Origin of the sequence: Roseateles violae (genome assembly GCF_030410485.1) — a bacterium.
Classification (GTDB): Bacteria; Pseudomonadota; Gammaproteobacteria; order Burkholderiales; family Burkholderiaceae_C; genus Roseateles_D; species Roseateles_D violae.
In genome coordinates this window covers 843,569-869,275 of record NZ_JAUHHC010000003.1, presented here as the reverse complement: position 1 = coordinate 869,275, position 25,707 = coordinate 843,569, and the positions used below count along the sequence as shown (strand labels likewise).

17 protein-coding genes and 1 pseudogene are annotated in these 25,707 nt (G+C 65.8%); 6 read left to right on the top strand and 12 right to left on the bottom strand.

The features are described 5' to 3' along the window. The first annotated feature begins 98 nt into the window (after positions 1-98). From QWJ38_RS14400 to QWJ38_RS14385, 4 genes are all read left to right on the top strand, one after another. On the top strand, positions 99-845 hold the full coding sequence (locus tag QWJ38_RS14400) for an SDR family NAD(P)-dependent oxidoreductase (RefSeq protein WP_290359769.1): 747 nt from the start codon (positions 99-101) through the stop codon (positions 843-845). Between the two features lie 152 nt (positions 846-997). After that, positions 998-1,375, top strand: coding sequence for a RidA family protein (locus QWJ38_RS14395; RefSeq protein WP_290359768.1), 378 nt, complete (start codon positions 998-1,000; stop codon positions 1,373-1,375). 72 nt (positions 1,376-1,447) lie between these two features. Further along, positions 1,448-2,416, top strand: coding sequence for a LysR family transcriptional regulator (locus tag QWJ38_RS14390; RefSeq protein WP_290359767.1), 969 nt, complete (start codon positions 1,448-1,450; stop codon positions 2,414-2,416). A gap of 137 nt (positions 2,417-2,553) precedes the next feature. Then, a complete protein-coding gene (locus QWJ38_RS14385) occupies positions 2,554-3,939 on the top strand; it encodes an MFS transporter (protein WP_290359766.1) in 1,386 nt (461 codons plus the stop codon). A 2-nt stretch (positions 3,940-3,941) separates the two neighbouring features. Here the strand turns inward: QWJ38_RS14385 and QWJ38_RS14380 are convergent, their stop codons facing one another. Genes QWJ38_RS14380 through QWJ38_RS14370 form a run of 3 tightly spaced genes read right to left on the bottom strand, consistent with a single transcriptional unit; the run spans position 3,942 to position 8,745 of the window. Continuing rightward, positions 3,942-6,212 (bottom strand): S9 family peptidase, encoded by a 2,271-nt coding sequence (locus tag QWJ38_RS14380; protein ID WP_290359765.1) that lies wholly within the window; start codon positions 6,210-6,212, stop codon positions 3,942-3,944. Next, entirely contained in the window at positions 6,209-7,063 is an 855-nt protein-coding gene (locus QWJ38_RS14375) for an alpha/beta hydrolase (RefSeq protein WP_290359764.1), read from the bottom strand. Before QWJ38_RS14375 ends, QWJ38_RS14380 begins: the two co-directional genes overlap by 4 nt. A 20-nt stretch (positions 7,064-7,083) precedes the next feature. After that, positions 7,084-8,745 (bottom strand): CocE/NonD family hydrolase, encoded by a 1,662-nt coding sequence (locus QWJ38_RS14370; protein WP_290359815.1) that lies wholly within the window; start codon positions 8,743-8,745, stop codon positions 7,084-7,086. A gap of 202 nt (positions 8,746-8,947) precedes the next feature. On the opposite strand from QWJ38_RS14370, the gene QWJ38_RS14365 reads away from it, so the two are divergent. Then, the gene (locus QWJ38_RS14365; RefSeq protein WP_290359763.1) at positions 8,948-10,069 is read left to right on the top strand and encodes a helix-turn-helix transcriptional regulator; all 1,122 of its coding nucleotides are present in this window, start codon (positions 8,948-8,950) and stop codon (positions 10,067-10,069) included. A 123-nt stretch (positions 10,070-10,192) separates the two neighbouring features. Then, a complete protein-coding gene (locus QWJ38_RS14360; protein WP_434063980.1) occupies positions 10,193-11,122 on the top strand; it encodes a branched-chain amino acid transaminase in 930 nt (309 codons plus the stop codon). 839 nt (positions 11,123-11,961) lie between these two features. Here the strand turns inward: QWJ38_RS14360 and QWJ38_RS14355 are convergent. The 9 genes and pseudogenes from QWJ38_RS14355 to QWJ38_RS14315 form a co-directional block, all read right to left on the bottom strand. Then, positions 11,962-12,273, bottom strand: a pseudogene (locus QWJ38_RS14355) (transposase); the annotation flags it as partial. A 978-nt stretch (positions 12,274-13,251) separates the two neighbouring features. Then, positions 13,252-14,208 carry a hypothetical protein gene (locus QWJ38_RS14350; RefSeq protein ID WP_290359762.1) on the bottom strand — a complete coding sequence of 319 codons (957 nt, stop codon included), beginning with the start codon at positions 14,206-14,208 and terminating at the stop codon, positions 13,252-13,254. Beyond that, positions 14,205-18,884, bottom strand: coding sequence for a hypothetical protein (locus tag QWJ38_RS14345; RefSeq protein WP_290359761.1), 4,680 nt, complete (start codon positions 18,882-18,884; stop codon positions 14,205-14,207). The genes QWJ38_RS14350 and QWJ38_RS14345 overlap by 4 nt, the downstream gene beginning before the upstream one ends. A 1,452-nt stretch (positions 18,885-20,336) precedes the next feature. Continuing rightward, positions 20,337-20,465 (bottom strand): DUF2474 domain-containing protein, encoded by a 129-nt coding sequence (locus tag QWJ38_RS14340; RefSeq protein WP_290359760.1) that lies wholly within the window; start codon positions 20,463-20,465, stop codon positions 20,337-20,339. Next, positions 20,465-21,475, bottom strand: coding sequence for a cytochrome d ubiquinol oxidase subunit II (cydB, locus tag QWJ38_RS14335; RefSeq protein ID WP_290359759.1), 1,011 nt, complete (start codon positions 21,473-21,475; stop codon positions 20,465-20,467). The genes QWJ38_RS14340 and cydB overlap by 1 nt, the downstream gene beginning before the upstream one ends. Next, positions 21,475-22,911, bottom strand: coding sequence for a cytochrome ubiquinol oxidase subunit I (locus QWJ38_RS14330; protein ID WP_290359758.1), 1,437 nt, complete (start codon positions 22,909-22,911; stop codon positions 21,475-21,477). Before QWJ38_RS14330 ends, cydB begins: the two co-directional genes overlap by 1 nt. A gap of 347 nt (positions 22,912-23,258) precedes the next feature. After that, on the bottom strand, positions 23,259-23,927 hold the full coding sequence (locus QWJ38_RS14325; RefSeq protein ID WP_290359757.1) for a GntR family transcriptional regulator: 669 nt from the start codon (positions 23,925-23,927) through the stop codon (positions 23,259-23,261). A 32-nt stretch (positions 23,928-23,959) separates the two neighbouring features. Next, positions 23,960-24,913: an SMP-30/gluconolactonase/LRE family protein gene (locus QWJ38_RS14320; protein WP_290359756.1), complete on the bottom strand. Its 954-nt coding sequence runs from the start codon at positions 24,911-24,913 to the stop codon at positions 23,960-23,962. After that, on the bottom strand, positions 24,882-25,703 hold the full coding sequence (locus QWJ38_RS14315; RefSeq protein WP_290359755.1) for an NAD-dependent epimerase/dehydratase family protein: 822 nt from the start codon (positions 25,701-25,703) through the stop codon (positions 24,882-24,884). Before QWJ38_RS14315 ends, QWJ38_RS14320 begins: the two co-directional genes overlap by 32 nt. Positions 25,704-25,707: the final 4 nt, after the last annotated feature.

Genomic DNA, 25,707 nt, shown 5'->3' with positions numbered 1-25,707 from the left:
AAAAAGCGTGCGTAAACCATCCATGCCGGTCCATCGCTGCAACAAGAATGCTCGGAACGAGGCGGCACGCCCGACTCGCATCTGCTGGAGTAGCCCTGATGAGAATGAAGGACAGAACGGCCCTGGTGACCGGCGCGGCGCGCGGCATAGGCCGGGCGATCGCGCAACGTTTCGTGGCCGAAGGCGCGAAGGTGCTGCTCGCCGATATCGACGAGGCGGCGCTGAAGGACACGGCGGCGTCGCTGAACAGCCCCTTCCAGGTCGTCGATGTCGCCGACGCGCAGCGCCTGCAGGCGCTGGCAAGCAGCGCCATCGCCGAACTCGGGCATCTCGATGTGCTGGTGAACAATGCCGGCATCGTCCACGGTGCCGATTTCCTCGAGCTGCGGGTCGACGATTTCGACCGGGTGCTGGCCATCAACCTGCGTTCCGCCTTCGTCCTGAGCCAGGCGGTCGCGCGCCATATGGTCGAACGGCGCTCGGGCTGCATCATCAATATGTCCTCGGTGAATGCCGTCCTGGCGATTCCGACCCAGCTGGCCTATGCGGTCTCCAAGGGCGGCATGAACCAGCTGACCAAGGCCTCTTCGCTGGCGCTGGCACCCTATGGCGTGCGCGTCAACGGCATCGGCCCGGGCACCATCCTCACCGACCTGGCGCGCAAGATCATGTCCGACCCGGTCGCCGAGCAGCGCATCATGTCCCGCACGCCGCTCGGACGCTGCGGCGATGCCGACGAGGTGGCCTCGGTCGCGGTCTTCCTCGCCACCGAGGATTCCTCCTATCTGACGGGGCAGACGATCTATCCCGACGGTGGGCGGCTGGGTCTCAATTACGTGATGTAGACGCGAACGGTGCGGCGCGGGTCTGTGGGGCCACGCCACCGGCGGCCACCATAAGAATTGCATGCGCCGACCAAACATGTTCTTGGCGGCGGCGCCTAAGCTGTGCGGCACGCTCGTCAATCCGACGGCATATCCAAACAAGAAGGCGACACGTGACGAAAAAGGCCATTCGACCGAACGATCTTCCTCAACCCGCCGGTCCGCTGTCGCTGGCGATCGAGCAAGGCGGCGTCTTGTACGTCAGCGGCCAGGTCGGCCTGGACCCGCAGACCCAGGCGCTGATTGCCGGTGGCGTGCAGGCCCAGACGGAGCAGGTTTTCAGGAATCTGCAGTCGGTGCTTGCCGCCGCGGGCAAGGATTTGTCCGATGTCGCGCGCATGGGCGTCTACCTCACCAATATGTCGGACTTCGGCCTCATGAACGAGGTTTATGCCCGCATCGTTCCGCAGCCATTCCCGGCACGGACGACGATTGGCGTAGCCGCCCTTCCGCTGGGCGCGGCGGTGGAGATTGATTGCGTCGCCAATTGACGCCGATTGATCGGTGAGCCCTGAAGAGCAGGGGCTCGCAGCAACGGTGCGCCACCCGCAGCTCCAGTGACCATGGACTTCGACGCCCTGCGCTACTTCCTGGCCGTCGCCGAGGCGGGCAGCGTGTCCAAGGCCGCCACCAAGCTGGGCGTCACGCAGCCGGCCCTGAGCCGTCAGGTCCAGCGGCTGGAAAGCCTGTTCGGCACCCCCTTCTTCTATCGCAACGGACGCGGCGTCGCGCTGACCCAGAGCGGTCGCACCCTGGTCGACCATGCCGGCCAGCTGCTGCGTCAATACGAGACGGCCAGGTCGCAGATCAACGAGCAGATCGAGCGGCCCTGCGAAGCCGTCACGCTGGGACTGCCACCTTCGTTCGGCAGCACGCTGGCCGCCAGCGTCGCCTTGCGCTACCGCGAGGTCAACCCGCGCTCGCGGCTGCAGGTGCGCGAGGCCTTCAGCAGCACGCTGCTGGAATGGGTGGAATCCGGCCGCATCGATGTCGCGGTCCAGTACGAGGCCCGGCGCGGCCGCAACCAGCTCGTGTCGCCGCTGCTGCAGGAGGAGCTATTCGTCGTCGAGTCGCCGCTGGGCGGGCGCCGCGACAGCCGCGTGTCGGCCGCCGAGCTGGGCCGAATGGTGTTTGCGCTGCCGGGCATGGAGAACGGGCTGCGCCGGGTGATCGACCGGACGGTCAGGCAGCATGGTCTGCCCCTGAACGTCGACATGGAAATCGACTCGGTGCCGGCCCTCAAGCGGCTGGTGGAGGTGGGCCCCTGGTCGACGATCCTGCCTTTTGGCGCGGTACAGGCCGAGGTGGCGGCCGGCCGGCTGTCCGTGCGTCCACTCGCCTTCAAGATGCAGGCGCTGCTGGTGACCGCCACGCCCACCAACCGACCGGTCTCGCGCGCCGTGTCCAGCCTGCTCGCCATCATCCACGCCGAGGTCGAGCGGGCCGTGAGCGAGGGCCTGCTGCGCGGCTGCCCTTCTGCGGGGCCCTCGCAGGGGACGGCCCGACCAGCGGCCGCCGTGGCGGTCCCATAAATTTGTCCACGCGGTCCCAGCAGCGGGGCGCCCGGCAGGCCACTACCGTTCGAGCTGGACGTCGCATACCGGCCGGCGGCCATCGACAAACCACCGCCCTCCCGGCAGCTTCGCCCCTGCTTCCAACGAACCGCCCCATGTCCTTCACGACCTCATCCCAGCCGAGCGCAGCGCGGCAAGCGGCTGCCCGCTCGGGCGATGCAGCCCCCTCCGCCTGGTATGCACTGGCCGTGCTCACGGTCGTCACCCTGCTCGCCTTCGTCGATCGCGGCGTGCTGGTGCTGCAGGCCGAGCAGATCCGCAAATCGATGGACCTGTCGGACTTCCAGGTCGGCCTGATGCAGGGCACCGGCGTGGCGATCTTCGCGGGCCTCGCCAGCTATCCGCTGGGCTGGCTGGCCGACCGTTTCGATCGCCGACTGGTGCTCGCGGGCTGCGTGCTGCTGTGGAGCGCCGCCGTCCTGGCCAGCGGCCTGGCGCAAAGCTACCCGATGCTGCTGCTGTCGACGGCGCTCGTCGGTGCCGGCGAAGCGGGCCTGGTGCCCATCGTGTACGCGATGATCCCCGAGCTGTTTGGCGAGTCCAAGCGCCAGACGGCCAATTCGGTCTACGCCCTGGCCTCGCAGGCCACGGGCGCCCTGGCGCTGGCGCTGTGCGGCTGGGTGGTCGGATGGGTGGAAGCGGTCCGCCCGCTGCTGGGCGCCGAGCTGCAGCTGCTCGACGGCTGGCGGCTGTCCTTCTTCGCCGTCGTGCTGCCCACGCCGCTGATGATGCTGGCCCTGTTCACGATCCGGCTGCGCCGCCGGATGCCAAAGCGCGCCGAGCCGGCCACGACGGGCGGCCGGCGCCCGCCGTCCGCTGAGGTGCGCGTGACACCCTATCTGCGCCGACATTGGCAGGCCCTGTCCTGCTTTTTCGGCGGCGTCGGCATGACCATCTTCGGCTTCAATGCCGTCGGCTCCTGGCTCGCGGTGATCTATGCGCGTGTCTTCGGTCAGACGCCCCAGCAGCTCGGCGCGGTGCTGGGAACCATGGTCCTGGTCGCTACCGCAACGGGCTTCGTCCTCAGCGTCTACGGCATGCGCTTCCTGTCGCGCCGCGCGGGCATGCGGGCCAATATCCGGGCGCTGTGGATCTCCGTGGCGACGGCCGTGCTGTGCTTCGCGATGATGCTCTTGGCCACCAGCGCACATCAGATGTATGCCATCCAGGGCCTGTACATCTTCCTCATGACCACCGCCGTGATGGTCTATCCCACTGCCTTGCAGTCGCTGGCCCCCGATGCGCTGCGGGCCCGCCTGGTCGCGCTGATGAGCGTGCTGTCGGCCGGCCTGGTGGCGATCGCGCCGCCCATCGTCGGCCTGGTCTCGGACCACTTCTTCCAGCAGCGGCCGAACGGACTGCTGATCGCGGCGGTGACGGTGGCCATCCCCGCGCTGCTGCTGGGGATGGCGCTGCTGATCCGTTGCGAGCGGCTCTACGAAGCGACGGTGCAGGCGGCCCGCGAGGGGTCCGCCTCCTGAACTCAGGGCCGCGCCGGATTCGGCGGCTCCACGCCCATCAGCTTGCGCACGAAGAAGTCCTGCACCCTGCGCATCACATAGGGCAGGGCATTGAGCATATGGCCCGCGTTGGGCACCAGCAGCAGCTCGAAGTCGCGGTCGGCCCGGATCAGGGCGTCGACGAGCCGCAAGCTCGTGGCCGGATGGACGTTGTCGTCCATCTCGCCCTGCACCAGGAGCAGATCGCCGATGATGTTGGCGGCGAGCCGCGCATTGTCCTGGCGCCCATAGGCCTCGGGCTCGTAGGGGCCCTGAAAGGTCTCGCCCCAGAACGGCAGGTAGGCGCTGCTGTCATGGCTGCCGCACAGGGCCACGCCGACCTTGTAGAAGTCGGGATAGGTTCCCAGCGCGCGCACCGTCGCGAAGCCGCCGCCCGAGCCGCCGACGATGCCCACACGCCCCAGATCCATCCAGGGGCGCGAGGCCGCCAGCTGGCGCAGCGCATGCATGCGGTCGGGCAGGCCGCAGCGCTCCATCCGGCCCAGCGCCTCGAGCTGGAAGGCGTGCGAGCGAAACGGCGTGCCGGGCGCATCGACGATCACGCAGACGAAACCGAGCGCGGCCAGCTGCTCGGCGATCGAGCCGTAGATGCCGGGCGACCAGTCCTTGGGCGCGATCGTCGTCTGGGGCGCCGCGTAGATCACCTCGATGACCGGATAGCGCTGACGCGGGTCGAAGCCCAGCGGCTTGTACAGCACGCCCCACAGGTCCAGGCCGCCGTCCAGGCCGGGCACGCAAAAGGGCTCCGGCAGCGGTAGTTCGCGCGGCCAGGCTTCGCTGGCATCGCCCGATTCCAGCGGCATGTGGACCGATCCCTCGTGCGCATCGCGCAGCAGCGAGACCGGCGCTTCGCCGACGGTCGAGAACGCGTCGACGAGCCAGCGCCCGTCGGGGCTCAGGCTTTGCCGGCCCGGGGCCTGGCCGCTGCCGGGCTCCGCGGCCTCGACCAGGTGGCGATCGGCGGCCTCGGGCGTTAGCAGCCGCAGCGCGCTGCCGTCGAAGGCGACGCTGTAGACGCGCCGCAGATAGGGGTCGACGCCGGGCTCCTGGCCGCCCGCCGAGAAGACGATGCGGCGCGCCGACTCGTCGACGTGCAAGAGGCTGCGCACCTGCCAGGGGCCGCGGGTGATCGGCAGCGCGCTGCCGTCGGGCGAGACCAGGTACAGATGGCCCCAGCCCTCGCGCTGCGACCACCAGATCACGCGCCCGTCGTCGAGCACCTGGTAGTTCGGACGCATGCCTATCGTCGGTGCCGCACGCATGATGCCCGGACCGGACTCCTCGATCAGCTTGTCGGCCCGGCCGTCGGCGGCGTCCACGCGCCACAGCGTGATGCGGGTCCCCGCGCCATCGCCGTCGACCACATAGAGCCGACGCCCGTCGGCTGACCAGCGCACCTGACCGTGCGCGATGGCGCGGTGCATGAACGACTGCAGCGGATCGATGGAGACGCGCAGGCGAGAGCCATCCAGCCCGAGGATCCACAGTTCCGCGCGCTCGCGCTGCGCCGGCGCGTCCACCGCCATCGGAAAGCGATAGCTGTAGAGCGCCGGCCGCAGGCCGCGCGGCGGCACCGACTGCACGAGGTGCATCAGCCCCACCTCGCGTCGGTCGACGCGCAACACCACCAGACGGTCGGACCTGGGCGACCAGAGCGCCGCAGGCTGGCCCCTGGGGCCGAATGCGGCACGCGTGGCCTGCATCGTGTAGTCGCTGAAGTCGCCCCAGCCGAAGTCGTCCACGCCGTCCGTCGTCAGCGGCAGCGTCGCCTCGGAGCCGATGCGGCGCAGCCGCAGATTGGGGCCGTCCAGCGATAGCGCCTGCCTTCCATCGGGCGAGCGCAGCTCCTGCGGCGCGAAGGCCTCGCCGAGGCGCTCGAGCCGGGACGCGCCCGCGTGCCACAGCCAGCGGGCGCCGAAGGCCTCGAAGCGCACATCGCCTGCCGCGGCATCAGGCTCGAGCCGCTCGATCGGCAGCACGCCGGGGTCCAGCTCGCAGCGCGCCTGCGCGCCCAGCTCGCGTGCCAGGGCCGCATGGTCGAACAAGGCCCGCTTCTCGCGCGCTTCGACGTCCACCAGGATGTGCGCGAGGCCCTGGCCCTCACGCGTCGCGTACCAGAAGCGCCGGCTGTCCTCGGACCACTGCGGCTGCACCGGTCCATGGCGCAGCCGCGCATCGCGGCGGCCGAAGGCCAGCGTCCGGGCGATGCGGTAGCGCTCGACCAGCGAGCTCAAGGCGGGCTCCCGAAGGGCAGCGCGTGGTCCATGGCCTGGCGCCAGGCCGCGAAGGGCACGCTCATATGGGTTTCGCCCGGGAAACAGGTATAGCGGACATCCAGACCCGCCGCGGCACCGAAGGCCTGCAGACGCGCCGCCAGCGCCTCGGCCCGCTCGATGATGAAGGCCTGGGCGATCATCGCGTTGGCACGCTCCAGGTCCACGTTTTCGAGGCCGGGCCGCGGCTCGTACAAGGTCTGCTCGAGCCCGCCCACGCCGATGAAGACCCGCGCCGCGCAGCCGCGCGATTCGACGGCCGCCTTGAAGCCTTCTTCGTGGCGCAGCAGCTCGCCGCCATGCCACCAGATCGACGGGCTGATGGCCACATAGCTGCTGAACAGGGCGGGGCGGGTGAACAGCGTGTGCAGCACCGCGTGGCCGCCGAGCGAATGGCCGACGATGGCCATGCGGCCGCGATCGATGCGGGCCCTCGATTCGACCCGCGGCAGCGCCTCGTCCGCCAGCATGTCGAGGAAGCTCTCGATGCCGCCGGTCGGCGCGCCGTAGGCAAAGCGTTCGCCGCCGGTCGGCGTGGCGTTGAGATCCTCGTAGCGGCGCGTCATCCAGACCGAGATGTCCTCGCTGGGATATGTGACGCCGACCACCACCGCCGGCGTGATCTCCGCACCGAGGAGGCCGCGATTGCGCACCATGTCGACGGCCAGCCCGAAGTAGGCCGAACCGTCCAGCACCCACAGCACCGGAAAACCGCCCGGGGGCGGGGCGACCGGCGGCACCCAGATGAGCAGCCGGTAATCGCGTCCGTTGACGCGGGAGCAGAAATCATCGATGGCAGATTCGTTCGTCATGGCGGGCTTCTTCTTCAACATCATGGCAGCGTCGGCAGCAGCAGTCGCGACGGGTGCGCCGCGTCGTGCAGCATCGTCTGGCGGGCCACGCGCATCACCGTCGCCTGCGCCACCGGGCCGCCATCGTGCGGGTTGGGGTCGGCCCAGGGGAAGTTCGAACCGGAGACCAGCAGCCGCAATCGGCTGCCCGCCGGCAGCTCGTGGCCAATGTAGGTCATGGGGACCCGGGCGAGCACGGGCTCGTCGGGCACCAGCGCCCGCTCCTGCTCGAACCCGTCGCGGTAGCGCAGGCGCAGCTGGCCGAAGGCCAGCTTGATGGTCTGCCCGTCCGCCCGGTGCTCGGCCAGCCACAGCACCAGGTCGGCGTCCGGCACATCGGCGGCGACCAGCAGCTCGGCCAGCGGCTCGCCGACGACGGTCATCGGCTCGGCCAGCGGGCCGCTGTCGTAGACCAGGGTGCCGTGGTGCTGCTCGCGCTCGCGCAGATCGAAGTGGCCGGCCGGTTCACGCGCCGAGGCCAGGGCCGGCACGAAAGGCACAGCCGGGTCGTCGATGAAGCGGTCCGGCGGCCCGCTCGGCAGGCCGCGCTGCAGCCGGCCGTCGCCGGACGAGGAGTTCGCTTGGCCGCCGCTGTCCAGGTACCAGGTCTGGGTCCGCAGCTCGCGCGGCGGGAAGGCGTCTAAGCCCTGCCAGCTGTTGCGGCCGGTCACGAACAGCCGCACCCGCTCGCGCCAGGGCAGCCCGTCGCCGCTCCCTTTCAGATGGCGGTCGAAGAAGGCCAGCCGCAGGCCGCCGAGGTCGAGCACCGAGGCGTCCCCCAGCGTATAGGGGCCGTGGCTCGCGGCGCCGCCGGCATAGCACTGGCCATGGTCCCAGGGCCCGATCAGCAGCTGCCGCTCGGCAGCGGGCGCATGCTGTTCCAAACCTCGCCACAGCATCAGCGTGCCGATCGCAAGGTCGAAGTTGCCGTTGACGACCAGGGCCGGTATGTCGATCGCCGCGAACTCGTCGGGGCCTATCGTGCGCTCGCGCCACCAGTCGTCCAGACGCGGGTGCTCGAGCACCTCGCGGTAATGCGCGAGGAAGTCGCCTTCCAGCATGCCGTCCGCTGCGTCGCACAGCGGGCGCGACAGCAATCGATCGAGCACCTGCTCATTGCCCAGCATGGTCTTGGCGCCGCTGAAGCCGCCGGTCAGGTTAGAGAGGTCGTCGATCTGCAAGAGGCGTGGCCAGTTCAGCGTGTGCTGCCGCGAGAAGACGCCGCCGAAGTAGGGCACTTCGCGGAAGTGGTCCAGCACCGGAACGGCCGGGGCGATGCAGCGCAGATGCGGTGGCCGGGCCACGGCCGCGGCCAGCTGGGTCATCGCCGCATAGCTGCTGCCGTCCATGCCGACGGCGCCGCTGCACCAGGACTGCTGGGCGATCCACTCGACCGTGTCGAAGCCGTCGCTGCGTTCATGCGGGGCCGCGAATGCAAAGCGGCCTTCGCTGTCGCCGGTGCCCCGCACCAGCTGGATCACGACGGCATAGCCGGCCTCGACATAGCGCAGCACGCCCAGGCGCTTGAAGCCCATCGTCGATTCCCGGTAAGGCGTGCGCAACAGGATGGCTGGCGCAGGCTTGCCTTGCACGGCTTGGACCGGCAACCAGCAATGCGTGTCTAGCCGAACGCCGTCGCGCATGGGCAGCAGCAGACGCAGATCCGGCAGGGGCATCAATTCCGGTGCGGGCAGCGGGCCGCCGCGGCCCGCACGATCGAGAACGCTGAGTGAACTGACGGGGGCTCGCGTTGCTTGGGTTGACATCGGGAATGGCGAGAAATGGGTAGAGTCGCAATCTATGGCCCACCGCCTCGGTGCGCTTACGACAGTCGCCCAAGTATTTATGCGCACGCTGCAAGCTCCTTCCCCCGCCTCGGCGCTTCCCTGGCTGGATCAGCACATCGACGATCAGCAAGCCTTTTCCGAAGGGCGCGCGGCTTTCGATTTCGACGATCCGGTATTCGTGCAGGCCGAGGCCGATGGGCGCGCCAAGCGGATCTCGCGCAACGGCGCCCGCTTCTTTTTCGACGCGGTGGGCGGCAGCGGCATCACCGACGTCGTTCGATTCGCCGGCGGCGTCGAGATCAACGTCAACAACTTCGTGCTGCCGACGCTGCGCCGGCGTCACTACATTGCCGACGAAACGCTGATCCTGCTGCGCGCCTCGCTCGCATGCGATGCCCGCTTCCATGTGCAGGGCGCACCAACGATGGTGTTCGACCACCCGGAGCTGACGCTCATCTGCCTTCCGCGCGGCGTGAAGCTCACCGTCGATGGCCAACCCGGCGTGCGCCAGCAAGGCGTGAACGGCATTTTCCGGCTCGGCGCCTTCGCCGATGTCTACGGCCTCCAGGCGGCGGATCTGCCGCCGGTATTGCGCGCCGCGATGGAGGGGAGCGGCACGCCGGGCCGGGTCGTTTCGGTCCCCTTGAGCCACCGCGTCGCCGGCCTGGTGACCGACACCATCGACACGCCGCTGGAAGGCGAGGCGCGCGCGCTGCAGTACGCCGGCCGCCTGTCCGAACTGGTCGGCTTTGCGCTCGATGCGCTGCAGCGCAGCGACAGCTCCAAGCAGCCTTCCGTGCTGGACTGGCGCGACGTCAACCTCGCGCAATTGGCGCTGGAGCGGCTCTCGCAGGATTACCGCCGCCCACCACGCTTCACCGATCTCGCGCGCGAACTGGGCTGCAATGTGAACAAGCTCCAGGCCGCGTTCAAGCGCGCCTTCGGCGTCACCATGGCGGAATACTGTCTCGAGCGCCGCATGCGTGAGGCCCAGCGCCTGCTGCTCGAAGGCAAGCTCAGCGTCGCCGAGGTGGGCGAGCGTGTCGGCTATGCGCACCAGAGCAACTTTGCCGCGGCCTTCTCGGCCGCGATCGGCATGCCGCCGCGCGCCTACAAGCGTCACCGTGCGCCGATCGACATCGAGCTCGACGCGGCAACGGCCCCCAGACAAGCTCGCTGAGCGCCGCCGCCCGGCCTCTCCCATACGTTATTGAAGCTGTTGCGCACCTCGTGCGTAAGCCCGTCGCGGCAAGATCAAGTCTGCAAACCGGACGACTCTCAAACCCACGGGACCCTGACGCGAATGAGCCCCAAGATTTCCGACCGCGACGGCAAGATCTGGATGGATGGCGAGCTGGTGGACTGGCGCGACGCCAAGATCCATGTGCTCTCTCACACGCTGCACTATGGCTGCGGCGCCTTCGAGGGCGTGCGCGCCTACAAGACCGCCCAGGGCACGGCCATCTTCCGGCTGCGTGAGCACACCGAGCGCCTGTTCAACAGCGCCAAGATCCTGCGCATGAAGATCCCGTTCTCGATCGAGCAGGTCGAGCAGGCCCAGCGCGAGGTGGTGCGCGCCAACAATCTGGAAAGCTGCTATCTGCGCCCGCTGACCTGGATCGGCTCCGAGAAGCTGGGCGTCTCGCCCAAGGGCAACAAGATCCATCTGATGGTCGCCGCCTGGGCCTGGGGCGCCTACCTCGGCGAGGAAGGCATGAAGCGCGGCATCCGCGTCAAGACCAGCAGCTACACCCGCCACCACGTCAACATCACGATGACGCAGGCCAAGACGGTGTCGAACTACACCAACTCGATCCTGGCCAATATGGAGGCGCTGGACGACGGCTACGACGAGGCCCTGCTGCTGGACGCCTCGGGCTTCGTCTCCGAGGGCGCCGGCGAGAACCTGTTCGTGATCAAGAACGGCGTCGTCTACACGCCCGACCTGTCGGCCGGCGCGCTGAACGGCATCACGCGCAACACGATCTTCCACATCTGCCAGGACCTGGGCCTGAAGCTGGTCGAGAAGCGCATCACCCGCGACGAGGTCTATATCTGCGACGAGGCCTTCTTCACCGGCACCGCCGCCGAGGTGACGCCGATCCGCGAGCTGGACCGCATCGAGCTGGGCAGCGGCAGCCGCGGCCCGATCACCGAGAAGATCCAGGCGGCCTTCTTCGACATCGTCAACGGCCGCAACCCCAAGTACGCCGAGTGGCTGAGCCTGGTCTAAGGCCATGCCTCGTCATGCCCGCCCATGCCTGCCGATGAATGCCGGGCCACGGCGGGAACGCGGTGACCGCCCGCCCGCAGCGCTGCCATCCAGCTCGGCCGCGGTGACGACGCACACGCTTGAAAGTTTGTGAGACCGCCGTCGCCGTCTTTGCATTCAAAGGGCCTATGCACCAACCGTTGAGCGCAATCGCGAATGAGATGCGGGCCCAGTCATGCTTGCCAGTTGCGTTTAGGTTTGTCTGACATCTGCCCGGCAAGCAAGACAGGACCAGGCGCAACCCCGGCCCGAGGGCATGTGTCGGATAAACCTCGAGGGAGGAAGCCGCGGCGACCGTGGTGATTGTTGTCGAAGCTATGGCGATTCGACCGGACGGTGCGGCTGATGTTGTCGGTTGGGCCGAGTGGCCCCGAGCGACGGGGCCAGCGCGTCGGCCGTCCGAGCGGCACTGGCATCAACGGGCACGACCTGGATCCCGATGCTGCGGACCCTCTGGTCTGACCGTGCGTGTGGATGGCGCAAGCTTGCACTGCACCGGCATCTGCAGGGCAAGGGCCGGTGGCCGAGGGCACCATGACTCAGGAGCAAGCCGCCAGCGCGGCCAACCGATACCTGCGCTCCCCGGACGTTGTGTGCGTGTTGAAGCAGGAGGCAGGGCTGCAGCCTTATATCCGGCTTGTAGTGCGGGCGGCAAAGCGTGCTGGCCCCGATCGCATTCGCTGACGAGGTTCCCCATCTGCAAATCGAGCTTGGCGCTCAACCTCCCTACCGGAGTGTCCTGGTCCCGGTCTGACCTATCCTGACCGGCCCATCACACGGTTGGCGTCCCTCGCTCTCCTTCAAAAGCAGTTGTTCGGTTTTCGATTCAGGCAGCTTGCCATGCCGATGCTCGCCATGCTGGCCTTTGGCAAGGATTGCCAGACGGTCCGGGCAAGCTTGCTCCCCACCGCTGCGATGGCGACGTTGTACGGTCTACGCTTGAGCAGTTTGGCTAGGATGTTGCATGGTTCGAGCGAACGATGGCGCGCGCCGTGCATGAACAGCCTTCTGAGGCTGCCGTCGCCTTTCTTGCTGATCCCCGGCTGTCGTACGCGGCCGCCAGTTCCCGGCTGTCGCGGTGCGAGGCCGATTGATGCCGTGAACTCACGACCATCGTGGAACGCCGCGGCGAGCCATGCTGGCCCAGGACCGCCATTGCAGTTATCAGACCGATGGCTGGGATGTCAGCGAGCGTCTCGCACGTCGGCGTCTCGCGAATTGGCTGTGGCAGACGCCGCTCGATAGCTGTGGGCACTGCACAAGCGTCGAAGGCAGACGCTCGCCCGCGCTCGCCAACGCTGCTGGCAGTTCCTTGAGCAGCGAGCGATGAACTTTTGGAAGGACGATGTCGAACTCGTAGAGCAACCCTCGCAACTCATTGGTCTGCATGATGTGCATCTTTATAAGCTACGCTCGCAGCCTGGGCGGCGACAACACGGACTGCTGGTGGACCGTCTTGACGGGGGATTAACTTCGCGCCTAGTTGCTGCCTCGCTGTCCAGATTGCGTGAACGTCCGCAACATCGGTCTTGCTGCGCTGAACAAAGGGCCGAACGCTGTTCGGCGTGAGCAGCCGAACCGTGGTGACCCGGTTGAAGCAGTTGCCGCCGCCACTGATCCGCCCCACCACACGCCTCCATCACGACAACTGACGGGTCGCGGTTAGCCGCTCCTAGCCATCAGCTACTGCTGGAGTTCACAGGCCGCTTCTCGGAAGCGAAATCGGCGCTGGGAAAAACCGCAGCGGGTCGACACCGCCCCTCCGAGCAGTTGAGAAGAGGTCGCGGGCGAGGCGCGGCCGGGACCAAGCGGTCGCCGGGTGCGGCCACCTGACGCAACCAGAACGGCAGTTGTACAACGTACTGCAGCCATTGACTTCTACGAGCCGGTCGGCGATGCGCCCGGTGCCCCTCTTGTCCACCGCTCCAGCGCGCGGTGTCGGCCTGACCCGCAGCCCAAGAAAGCCCGCAGGGAAGTCTTTCTCTACGAAATGAGCCAGGTCATGCCGCGGGGTGCTGATCCAGCCGCATGCGCGCCCCGAGCACCAGGCACTGGAAGGCGACATGTGCTGTACGCAGTCAAAGTGTGCCTCAAGACACGAAATCCAACTTTAACTGCGAGACCTCCTGCTCCATGGCCGATGCAAGCTCGGGGTTGCCGTTGAGCCTGATCACGGTCAATGCATTGTGCTTCCCGTCCAGCCCCCTGAAACCCCGGGTGACTTCAACCATGACCGTGACAGACTTGTTGGTCAGTTGCGCTCCGAGAAGCGCCCGCCGGATCTTGCCGCGCTTGTCGGGCACGAACGTGGCCCGCACTGGAACATCGATCAGTCCCTGCAGCGCCAGTGCACCTTCATCGTCACCCGACACCTTGATCACGGTAGCCTCGAAGTCATGGCGCTTGTCGCTCAGACCGTCGATCATGATGTCGACCGTGTACCTGTTTTCAGACAGCAAGCATTTCGGCATGGGCAGGACTATCGGCAGTTCTTGGTTGTCGTTGAATGTCATCGGGGGATCTCCAGCGCGCGCGGATTCGAGCTGAGCCCTGATGCCCTTCGGATCGGCGCCGGCTGCCCTGATCAAGCGGTCAACCGTTTCCAGGGAGGGCGGAGCACCGTCTTTCTCGATCGCCCTGGCGACCGTGTATGCGATTTTTGCGGCAGCGCGAACCTCTTGGCGCAGCATCGCCATCTCCTCCTCGGTCTGTTCGCGGTCATCGGCTTTCTGGTCAATTGCCCGCTGCACTGGCGGAATGCGCAACAGGCTCAGAAGGAGCGCCCTGGCTCCTTCGATGGATATCCCTGTCGTGTAAGCTGATTCGAGCTGCTCCAGCTTGTCGATCATTTGGCGCTCGCAGCGCATCACCAGCTGGAAGAAATCGACGAGCCCGACGTAGTCCACCGAGTCGAACTGCTCAAGCAGTTGCGCCACGTCGCTGGCATCGGGTTGGAAGACACCTGCCACATCGTAGCGACGCGCCGTGACAGCTTCACGAGTCTCCTCGGTGCTGATCGACTGTTTCCCAGGTTTTTGCTTGTTCATTGGAGTCTCCCATTCAGCGTTTGATGCGTTATTTCGAGGGCTTCGATGTAGAGGCGGGTGGCGACCGTCAGGCGCCCCACAAGTTCGGACTGCCTGTGCTTCGTCACAGTCCGTCCGGTTTCGTTGCCGCTGGTCGGTGGCGGAAGCTCGGCTGGCAGCACTTGGCACTCCGGCTGGCGTCCGATGCGGGGGTTGTCGCTGACGACAAGGCGCTCGCCCAGACTGTGCTGTTGCTCAGCTGTCAATGGACATCCGTACTTGTCGTAGTTGAAGCGGACCTGCAGTCGCAGCGGCGATGGCAGCACCTTGAGGTGAGAGTGCAAGCGCTGCAGAAGCTGTGCTGGGGAAGCGGTTGGATCCCGGGGGTTGCGCCTGTACGGCGCCAGATCGATCAGTAAGCCGGTCAACGCCGGCAATGGGTGGGTCGCAAGGTTGGCGAGAAGCTCGCGCCCCAGCTTGCTGTCCATGAAGGCACGGTCTTCGGCGAGTTGGCCAAGTGTTGCGTCGCCACGCCGACGGTGAGTGACTGCCTTGCGGCGATCCGCGTCCGGCAACATGGACTCAAGGTGCAATGCGTATGGCTTAGCAATTCCCAGGGTGTTAGCAAGGCTGTCCCGTTTGCCGCCGGCTAGCAAGTGGGCCACAAGCCGGACGCAGGAGAGGAATGGCGGTGCAGCCGAATCCGCGGCCTTATTGCGCGGGGCGATAACCGCGCGCTCTTCGGTGGTCACGAGCGGTGGCAACTGCATTTGCTTGACACAGCGTCGCGCCACCTCGCCCCAGATGTCGAAGTCTTTCTCAGCGGCCTTGGCAATCGACTTGGCATTTCGGATGGAGCCTGTCGAGCCCAGCACGCCTTCGATGAGCCTGGAATCCGGTGCCAAGTCCGCGAGCAGTGCTCTCGACTGTGCGCTGTGCATCAGCGCCCACGCCGCGGCGTAGTAGACGAGCCCGACAACGGGCAACCCATGGCCGGCGCTGCGCGCGGCCAGTGTGCCCACTGCAAAGCCGCGCCCTCGATCGCGTTCGAGCATCTCGCGCAACGCACTTGGCGAACGGTTGGCCGCAAGGAGTGCCCGGGCGATCACTTCCCACTCCGGCCACAGGAGGCGGCAATACGCGTTGCCGCGAAAGCTGTGCTTGCGCACGGCCGCTTCGCCCGTCACTTGGGCCGCTGCGCTGACTAACGCGTCATCGATCAATCGCGCATCGGACCAGTCCCAGCCCGAGTTGTCGAGGAAGAGGTACTTGCTCTTGAGATCGATCGAACCGTCGTCTACTCTGCCGAACAACTCCACCACCTGCTTGGCGCAGTCCAAAAGCCGATAGGCATGCACGGACTTCAAATGACTGAAGTCCCCGGGTTTTATGAGGAGCATCTGGCTCTCGTGCACCAAGCATCGCACCACCAGCGCGGTCTGCTCGCTGCTGCGAAGTGGGTGGTGTTCATGCAGCGTGGCTGCCAGCTCTGCCTGCCACTGCAGCAAAGGCCAGTCTTCGAAGTGATCGGTCAAAAGCTCTCGAATCCCGGCGTGGTCCGAGCTCAGGACCGCCACTGATGCAGCCGAGCGGCGCAGCCCGTCGAAGCTGATTCGCGGGCTGCCATCGGTGAAAAGGCCCCGCGGCGCAGACCAACCAATCTTGCGAGCGATCCGCACGAGGCGCTTGAGGCCAAAGTACCGCGTCTGATTGTTCTTGACCGCCTTGGTGTTCTTCCCCTTTTCATCAAGAACTTGCTTCGCTGCCTCGACCCAGTCGCGCCAATCCTGCTCCGTGAACTCGGACGGATCGTCTCTAGGGGACAGCAGGCTTAATGCGGTCAGGATTTCACCCAAGTGACCCGCGAGCGTGCTGGTTTCATCAGCCTCCTTCTTGTCGAGTTTCTCCCACAGCGAGATCTCAAAGTCGTGCAACTTCTTAAGTGCCGCAGCTCGCAAGTCGTCCTTGTTGTCGATCTGCTTGAGCTTCTCCTTCCAGTCCTTCGCTCGCTGGACCTCACCGCCCAACGGATAAGAGATCCGACTGACGCTCCGCAGGGCCTCAGCGACGTCATACAAAGGGCCGATCCCCTTATTTTTGATGGGCCGTGGGTTGCCTTGGCGCAGCGCCTTACCCAGTGCAGAGGCCGTGGGTGTTAAAGCGCGATCAATGCCGGCGATGCGCAGCACCGATCGGCGACTGAACGTAGCTGAGGGCAGGGCTGGCGATGCGGCGGTGAGCAAATCAGGCGCATAGTGGAAGCGCCGAAACCGCAGCGCGAGCGCCAACAGGCTCAGATAGGCGTCGAAGTCGTTGGTAGGCCATCCCAACATTGGGTGGGCGTTCCGCGCCCAGCGACCCACCTCTTCAGCGCTGTTGCGCCAATTGCCAGGCTGGCTCCGGTTCTTGATGTGAGCCAGTGCGATCACAGAGCGATCATTCAGCCGCATGCCGATCGGCTGCGCGCTATTCGGCCGCTCCCAGACAGCACAGGCCACTGGTCCTGCCAGGCTCACAGTAGTCGCAAGGTCGCTAAAGATTGCCTCTTGATCTACTCGATCCAGCAGTGCGAAGAGCGTCTGAGCGGCAGTGAACTCGGCGCGGGGCGACATGCCAGTGATCTCGCAGGCCCGGCGCCGCAGGTCCTCAATCGCACGAAGTGCCACTGGCGTAAACGTATCGAAGGGCGCTGGCAGGATCCGAAAGACGTTCGAAGCCGATGGCGAGAGATATGGGTCGGCTGCGGATGGCAGCGAGCCGCTGAGGTTGATCAGGTGCCGGTGCTTCTTCGACGGGTCGAGGTTCGCGATCGGTGCCAGATCGAGAGAATCGAGCAATTTCTCGATTTCGTCCCGGAGGACGGCCATGGCATGCGCGGGCGGCACATGCATGCCATCGGAGAAGGCTTCGGCATGAATGCGGCAGTGGCCGGTAAGCACGCGCACGTGCCACGCGCTCACGCGCCGAGCAATCAGTTGGCTCACCAGAAAGTGCCGTCCGATGTTCAGCGGGCTGGCGAAGCATGCCTCAGCCTCTTCGCTTAGCCACTTGAAACGCAGTGCGGTACGCTCGATGACCATGGCGGCGGGCCCTCGGCCAAGTCGAACGGCGAAGAACACTGGATCGTCGGCTGCCATGCCCGGAACAGCACGCCGGCCATTCGTGGACATCGACAGGCCCAACTGCTCTGCCTTGTCGCGCATCAATGTCAGATCGTCCTGCCAGGCCGCCAGGACCTGATCGAGCCGGCGATGGACAGGGACGCCGCGATCGGATTGGTACTCTCCGACGTCCTTGTCGAATATGAGGATCAGCTGTGCACACTGATACAGCCCGCGCCACGTCAGGCGCGACAGTCGCGTGCCTCGATGAGCCGACAGAGTAATCAGCGCGACGAGGCGTGATCGTGTCAGGCGGTTGAACGCGTCGACGAATTCATCGGCCGTGCGGGCTGCCTTCAGATCTGCCCGCGCGTGTCGCGTCCTCTCCTGGCAGGTTGACCAACCAACGCGGAACTCCTCGCGGGTGATCGAGATCGGCGAGCCTTGCGGCCCTGGGATGATTCGGTCCTCAGGCATACGCCAGCCCAAGAAGCGAAACACATCCTGTTCGATCGGCGCAAGCGTCTCGGCATCAAGCGTGATGTAAGACGCCATCCCTATCGGCAGGGCATCGAAGTCGGGCCCGCCATAGAACGCTAGCGCCTCGCCGGCGCCGAGATAGCGATAGATGTCGCCGAGGCTTCCGGCCCACCGGGCGTCATAGGCCGGATGGATGTGCTTACCCTTGCGCAGGAACTCGCGGTACTTGCCCAGCCAGACCTTCAATGCATCGGGTGTGGTGTCGATTCCGAGCAATTCGGCTAATGTCGATGCGTCCGGCTGCTCGACCAGGCGAAGCCGCAAATAGTCCGCAATGTCGGCGTCAAGCAGACGGTGAATCGCGAAGGATCGTTGGCGCAGTTCGAGCGCATCCAACGCGGGATCGGCCGACGCGCTGAGCGCGGCGAGGCAGTTCCATACCACCGTTCCACCGGGCACATCGAGCTGGGTCGAGCGCTTGCCGTCTAAGCGCAAGGGCAGTGCGACGCGCGCCGGCTGCGCAAGTCGCTGCGACACATGCGCGAATGCGACGAATTGTCGCTCTTGCGATCCTCCGTTCCTGTATCTTTCCTTCAGAAACCTCCAGCGCTCCATTGTGGCTTTGGGGTGCAGCCGATCGCGGTCGCCTATCAAGTCGACGCGCTGCGAGTGGTATGCGTAGTTCGAAGCCTCGAGCATCCACGCGACAGGATTGGCACGTGCCTTCTCGTTGTCCAATGGCCCCCGCAGCCTCTGTTTGCCGCGTCTGGGCGATACGTCGGGGTCTTCCTCGCCTTCTGAAAGCTCGTCGACATCGCTTGCGGATACATCGCCATGAGACGGAACGCCAGATTCGACATCACGACTTGGTGCGTTCGCCGGCGGATCGAGGAGTGGCCGACTCAGCGCGGCGATCAGATTCGACAGCAAGTCGACCAGTCCGGGCGACCGGGCTTGGGCCAAAGCAATATTCAAATCCAACAGTGACGTCGGAACGATCTCGACGAATGCCCGCCAATCACTCTGTCGGCCGCTGGCATGGATCAGCGTGTACCAGCCAGCTACAGCGGATTCTCCCAATGGGCGATCAGACGAGCAGGCATCGGCGACGAGCATGCCAAGGAGCGCAAGCGCGCGGTCATGACACTTCGAAGCGAGTCGAGGTGTGTGCGTAGCACACAGCCGACTAAACACCGACGGCTGCTGGGGGCGAACAGGGGTTCTCAGACCGCCGACGCCGTCATCTTCTAGGACCTCACAGCGGTCTATCAGTGCGCGCGTTATGTCCAGCCAAGGCTTAATTCGAGGCAGGCTGCTAATGCGGAAGTACGCATTAAGCGCATCCTCGACAAGGACCAGAGCTAGCAGGAGGCCGCGGCAAGCGGCAGGGCAGCGGATGGCGGCTAGCAGGCGCTGGTCAGCTTCGCAGGCGCTGACCTTAGCCAAAAGGTTGGCGCCGTTACTTTCAGGGGGCATGATCTCGGTCCAATGCAGAGCGCCGTGCGCATCCATCTGATGCGCACGGCCGACCGGGCGTGCAGGATCGCCGCTGACGGTCGAGTGGCTCTGCTAGGCGGCAGTGCTCGAGATCGCGCGGATCGACGAGCACTTTGGCCAGTTCAATCCGCAGATGTAGGCGCCAAGATGGACTCGGCGCATTTGCCTTTGCCGCTGATGATGTTGCCCATCACTCTCAGCGGCGCCTCTCCTTTGAATGCTCGGGAACTCCGAGCGGGACGGGCGGCCAAAGGACTCACGCGAAAAAAAGAACTAGCGTCGCACGAAAAACCTTGGCGTGAGTTCAGTATCCAAGACGGCTGCGCTGGCTGTCAACTCGACGACTTCTAGCTTGCCGAAACGCCAGCCCGGACGGCCGTGGGCCGACTTTGGTGAGCAAGGAAGATGTTTGGCTTCATTGGGTGTCGGACGGATGCCAGGGCTGCCTAATGGTCAGGTTCGACATCGTGCGTAATGGGCCACGCTGTCACAGCCAATCGGCTGAGGTCGAGTTCGGTCGATGTGGAGCGTGACACTCCCGCCACCCTTGCCAATGACGTATTTTCATTGGTAAAGTCGACTCAGAGCCTTCTTTCATAGAGGGCCGCGCCATCGGCTGCCGGGTGAGTTAGTCAAACGGGACAGTGGTCTCATAACCCAAAGTGCCCCCGCAACCAAAATACTGAGTGTTGACAAGCACTTGCGAAGCCCGCCTGGAGCGGGCTTCGTCGTTTCTGGGCGCCTGCGACAAAGCGTGTGACGAAGTCCGTGTCGACACCGAATCGGTTTCATAGGGTCCGCGGCACCAAGCGGCAAGGCTCACGGAAACATCCAGGGTTGCTTTGGAGTGGCGTTGGTTTCGAAGACCTGGATCTGCGGCGCTACAGCGGATGAGATCAGCGGCCGCTGTCGCTGCTTGCGCGCGAGAAGCAGGCGCACTTCGATGGCCGCAGGGGGATTCGCCGATTGGATGCTAGCCTGGTGCCAAGTGCCCGTTGTGCCGCCCGACCTCGGCTGAATCGCCTGAGCGATCTGGACTTGAGCTCCTCGCGCTGTTCGCAAGTCAGCGGCCTAGCTCAATCCCATCTGCCGCATCAAGAGCCTCATTCCCAATGCCGCCAGCCCCAAGGCTGTCACGCTGAGGAGCCAGATGGCCATCAGCCAGGCAACGCGCCGCAACCACAGGCGATGCGCTGACATCAGTGGTATCCCTCGCCGTGGCGCACCTTGCCCCGGAACACCCAATAGCTCCAGGCCGTGTACATCAGGATCATCGGAATGATGAGCAGCGCGCCGACGAGCGCAAATCCGAGGCTCTGCGGTGGTCCAGCGGCTTCCCAAATCGACACGGAGGGCGGCAAAACGTTCGGCCAGAGGCTGATACCGAGGCCGCTGTAGCCGAGAAAGATCAGCGCCAGGGTCAGCATGAAGGGCAGGGCGTGGGTCGATTCCCGCCGTAGCGAGGACTGGAGGCCCCAGGTCGCCGCCAAAACTAGCGCCGGGACCGGCGCAAACCAGACGATGCGCGGCCAGGCGAACCAGCGATCAAGAATGGCCTGATGCGCCAGCGGCGTCCAGATGCTGATGACGGCGATCACGGCGAGCAGCAACCAGGACAAGCGGTACGACGCGCGTCGCATGCGCGCCTGCAGCGCCCCTTCCGTTTTCATGACCAGCCATGTGCTTCCCAAGAGGGCATAGGCGACGACGAGACCCAGGCCCACGAACATCGGGAATGGGCTCAACCAGTCGAAGGCGCCGCCGGCGAAGTTGCCGTCACGAACCTTGACACCATCGATGAAGGCACCGAGCGTGACGCCCTGGAAAAAGGTGGCCAACAGCGACCCGCCGGCGAATGACTTGTCCCACACACGGCGCTTTCCGCCAGGCACCTTGAAGCGGAACTCGAAGGCCACGCCGCGGAAGATCAGCCCCACCAGCATCAGCACAAGTGGCAGATACAAGGCGCTGAGGATGACCGCATAGGCAACCGGGAACGCCACCAGCAGACCGGCGCCGCCGAGCACCAGCCAGGTCTCGTTGCCGTCCCAGACCGGTGCGACGGTGTTCATCATCACATCGCGGTCTTCCTTGGGGTCAACGGCGAAGAACAACAGCCCGATGCCGAGGTCAAAGCCGTCCATGATGACGTACATCATCACGCCGAACAGGATGATGATGGCCCAGACGAGCGGCAGGTCGATACCCATCATTGCTCTCCTCGTCGATCCAGGGCCAGGTCGCCGCCGAGTTGCTCGTAGGCGCCGGACAGTGGCCGCATCGGGTTGCGCATCTCGCCGGGGCCGCCTTCGGGCGGGTGAGCACGCTCGCCGCCCTGCGGGCCCTTGCCGATGATCCTCAGCAGGTAAACCGTGCCGGCGCCAAAGACGAAGACGTACACGACCACGAAGATGGCCAGGCTGAAGGCGAGCTGCTCCACGCTGTGCGCCGATACGGCGTCCCCGGTGCGCATTACGCCGTAGACCACCCAGGGTTGTCGGCCGACTTCCGTGGTCACCCATCCAGCCAGGATGGCGACCAGACCGGCCGGCCCCATGGCCAGCGCAAACCGCAGCAAGGGCTTCGAGGTGTGCAAGCGCCCGCGCAGCTGCGCGAGCAGTGCAGACAGGCCCAGCAGGATCATCAGCATGCCCAGGCCGACCATGAGGCGAAAGCTCCAGAAGACGATGGTCGAGTTGGGCCGGTCCTGCGCAGGAAAGTCCTTCAGTCCCTTGAACTGGCCGTCCCAGCTGTGCGTCAGCAGAATGCTGCCGAGCCTGGGCAGCTCCACCGCGAAGCGGGTCGTCTCCGCCTGCATGTCGGGCCAGCCGAACAGGATGAGCGGCACCGCCTCGGCTGGCTTGTTCTCCCAGTGCCCCTCGATGGCCGCGAGCTTGGCCGGCTGATGCTCGAGCGTATTGAGCCCGTGGAAGTCGCCAATGAGGGCCTGGACGGGCGCCGTGACGAGCACCATGCCCATCGCCATCTTCAGCATCGTCCTCACCGGCCTGCTTTCACGGCCGCGAAGCAGGTGCCATGCTGCCGAGGCGCCGACCATCAGCGCCGTCGAGAGGAACGCCGCCACGACCATGTGCAAGAGGCGGTAGGGGAAGGAGGGATTGAAGATGACGGCGACCCAGTCAACGGGGACGACGCGCCCATCGATGATTTCGTGCCCCTGTGGCGTCTGCATCCAGCTGTTGGATGCCAATATCCAGGTGGCCGAGATGAGCGTGCCGATGGCAACGAACACGGTCGACATGAAATGCAGCTCGGGCCCCACGCGGCGCAGGCCGAACAGCATCACCCCCAGGAAGCCCGCCTCCAGGAAGAAGGCCGTCAGCACCTCATAGGCCAGAAGCGGGCCCGTCACGCCGCCCGCGAACTTCGAGAAGCCGCTCCAGTTCGTACCGAACTGATAGGCCATCACCAGCCCGGACACCACGCCCATGCCGAAGGCGACGGCGAAGACCTTGATCCAGAAGTGATACAGGTCCTCGTAGACTTGTTGCTTGGTCTTCAGCCACAGCCCTTCCAGCACGGCCAGATAGCTGGCCAGGCCCATGGTCAGGGCCGGGAAGATGATGTGGAAGGAGATGGTGAAGGCAAACTGGATTCGCGCCAGCAGCAATGCGTCGATGGACATGGCGTTCCTTGTCTCGCCTCAGCAGATGGCGTCGAGCTCGGCTCGAACGGACGTTCGCATTGCGGCCGCGCGGACCGCCGACACAGGCATGGTCGTCAGGGAACCAGGCGGGACGACCTGCCAGCCTGCGCCTTGTCGCTGGGGGAAATTCATCGCGTCACGACCCGCTTTCGCCTTGCCTTCGTTCGGCAGTTCGAAGTTTAGATCGGAGGCAATGCCACCGTGGGAGCGCTGGAAGGAGCGCACAAGCCGTAAGCGCAGCTTGAGGAGACGCCGCTCAGCGCGAGCCTTGAAACCACCTCTTGTTGGCGGCCTTGTCGTGGCACACGCATGCGGGACCCGGCGCGTCAACTCGGCCTGGCGCGCTTCAGCAGGTCCAGCAAATCCTGGCGCGACGAGTCGGTATGAGCGAGTACCGCCTGGCTGGCGGCCTCGGCGTCGCGCCTGACAATGGCCTTGACGATCTTGCGGTGCTGGGCAATCACCTTGTCCAGGCGCCCCTGACCGTAGCCATGGACACGCCGAAAAGCGTCCACCAGGCTGCTGCGCGCCTGAAGCACTTCCAGGGCCTGGGCGTTGTCGGCCATGCTGTCGAGGTGGTGATGGAATTCGCGGTTGGCGGCCACCGCCGCCGCCGCTTCACCCGATCCCGCCGCATCCTCATAGGCCAGGGCCAGCGCTTCAAGTGTCCTCATCTGCGCATCACTGGCGCGCACGCAGGCCAGCCGGGCCAGCATCGATTGCAAGGCGCCGCGCAGATGGTAGGTGTCGTCGATGAACTTGGCATCCACCGGCGGAATCACTGCGCCCCGGTTCATGCGCATCTCGATGATGCCTTCGCCCTGCAGCTGCAGCAGCGCCTCGCGCACCGGCACATTGCTGACCTGGTAATGCGCACCCAGCTCCGCCAGCGTGACATGGGAACCCAGGGCCCAGACGCCGGCCACGATGTCGTCGCGTATCTGGTCTCGAAGGCGCAGATAGGTGGGGGCGTTGATCGGTTGGCGTGTGGCCATGGGTGTTGATTCTCCAGCGATCCTGCATTTTATTAAATGGACTGTATGTCGGAAGCCTGGAGTTTCATCAGCGCCGCCGGCTTTCCATTTCCAAAGCCGGGCAGGCAGAACAACTGGCCGTCGAGCCCGCCGGGCGCCTGTGACCATTGCGGGCGTAGCAGCGAGGTGACAAACAGGTCCTGGCCGGTAGCGCCGCCAAAACAGGGCATGGTGGGCGCGCGGCAGGGCAGGGCTGTTTTCTCGACGCAGCGGCCCATGGCGTCGAAGCGGTTCAAGCAGCCGGCAGAGACGCCCGCCGAAATGTAGTGCCCCTGGGCATCCACCACGGCGCCGTCCGGCCGGCCGCTGTCCTCGGGCGAACTGGCAAACAGCGTCGGCGGGCCCATTCGACCCTCGGACTCGTACCAGCTGGCGCTCCAGACCTGGCCCCGCCAGCTGTCGGAAAAGAACAGCCGGCTGCCGTCGGCATTCCAGGCGATGCCGTTGGCGATCGTCAGGCCCGAATGGAGGCGCAGGGCCTGCCCCGCGGCATCGATGCGATATAGCGAGCCCCAAGCCTGCTTGCTCCCGGCGCTGTCATCCATCGATCCGACCAGCCACCAGCGACCGCTTGGCGAGACCTTGCCCTCGTTGAGGCGGTTGAGCGGGCGATCGCGCTCGACCTCGGCAAGGATCTCCAGCTTGCCCGTGGCCGGATCGAAGAGCCAGGCCTGGGTTCGCAAGGCAAGCAGAAGCCGGCCGTCGGCAGCCAGCGCCAAGGCACCCACGGCTTCGGGCAGCCGCCAGCGCGACAGCGCGCAGGAGGCCGGATCGAGCCGCAGCAGCTCCGGTGCGCGCACATCGATCCACCACAGGCAGGCGCGCGCCGCGTCCCAGACCGGCCCTTCGCCGACCTGGTTGTGCACCCGGTAAACCTGCAGGGGGTGCCCATGGCCGCTCTCGAGCAGCTGGCGCTCAACGACCTCGTGCCGCTCGTTCAGGATCACCCTGGTACTCCTGCGCGGCAAAGGCCCCGCCTTGATAGCGTTCTGCCACCGGGTCGCTTTCGCCCAGCGATTCGAGCCGGGCGGCAAACGGGTCGGCGCTGTGCCGCGGCGAATAGCCCAGCGCTTGCGCACGGCGGTTGTCCCACCAGCTGCGGCTGTTGGCCGAGGCGCCATAGACCAGCTCACAGTGGTAATCGCTGTGCAAGCCCACCAGCACCAGGTCGGCCAGGTCCTCGGGATGGATCCAGTGCGCGAGCATGCGGGCATCGGAAGGCTCGGGCGCGCAATGGCCGATGCGCATGCCGAAGGCACGCAGGCCGTACTTGTCGGCATAGAGACTCGCCAGCCCTTCCATGAAGACCTTGGTCAGTCCGTAGCGGCTGTCGGGCCGGGTCGGCGCTTCATGATCGATGCGCTGGCTGCGCGGATAGAAGCCCACGGCATGGTTGGAGCTGGCGTAGACGATGCGCTGCACGCCCTGCGCCCGCGCGGCCTCCCACAGCGCGATCGTGGCCGTCATATTGGCCTCGATCAGCGTCGGCCAGTCGGCTTCGCGCGGATGGCCGGCCAGGTGCACGATGGCGTCCACGCCCTCTAGCAGCTGGGGGTGCTCGCCGATATCGGCCAGCTCACCGAGATGGACGCAATGCGCCGGGTAGCCCGGCGCCTCCACCGGCACGCGGTCGGTCAGGCGCAGCTCGGCGCAGTGGGATTGCAAGCTGCTGCGGATGCTGCGGGCCAGGCGGCCGGCAGCGCCCGTCAGAAGAACCGTAGGACGATGACTGCTCATGCGG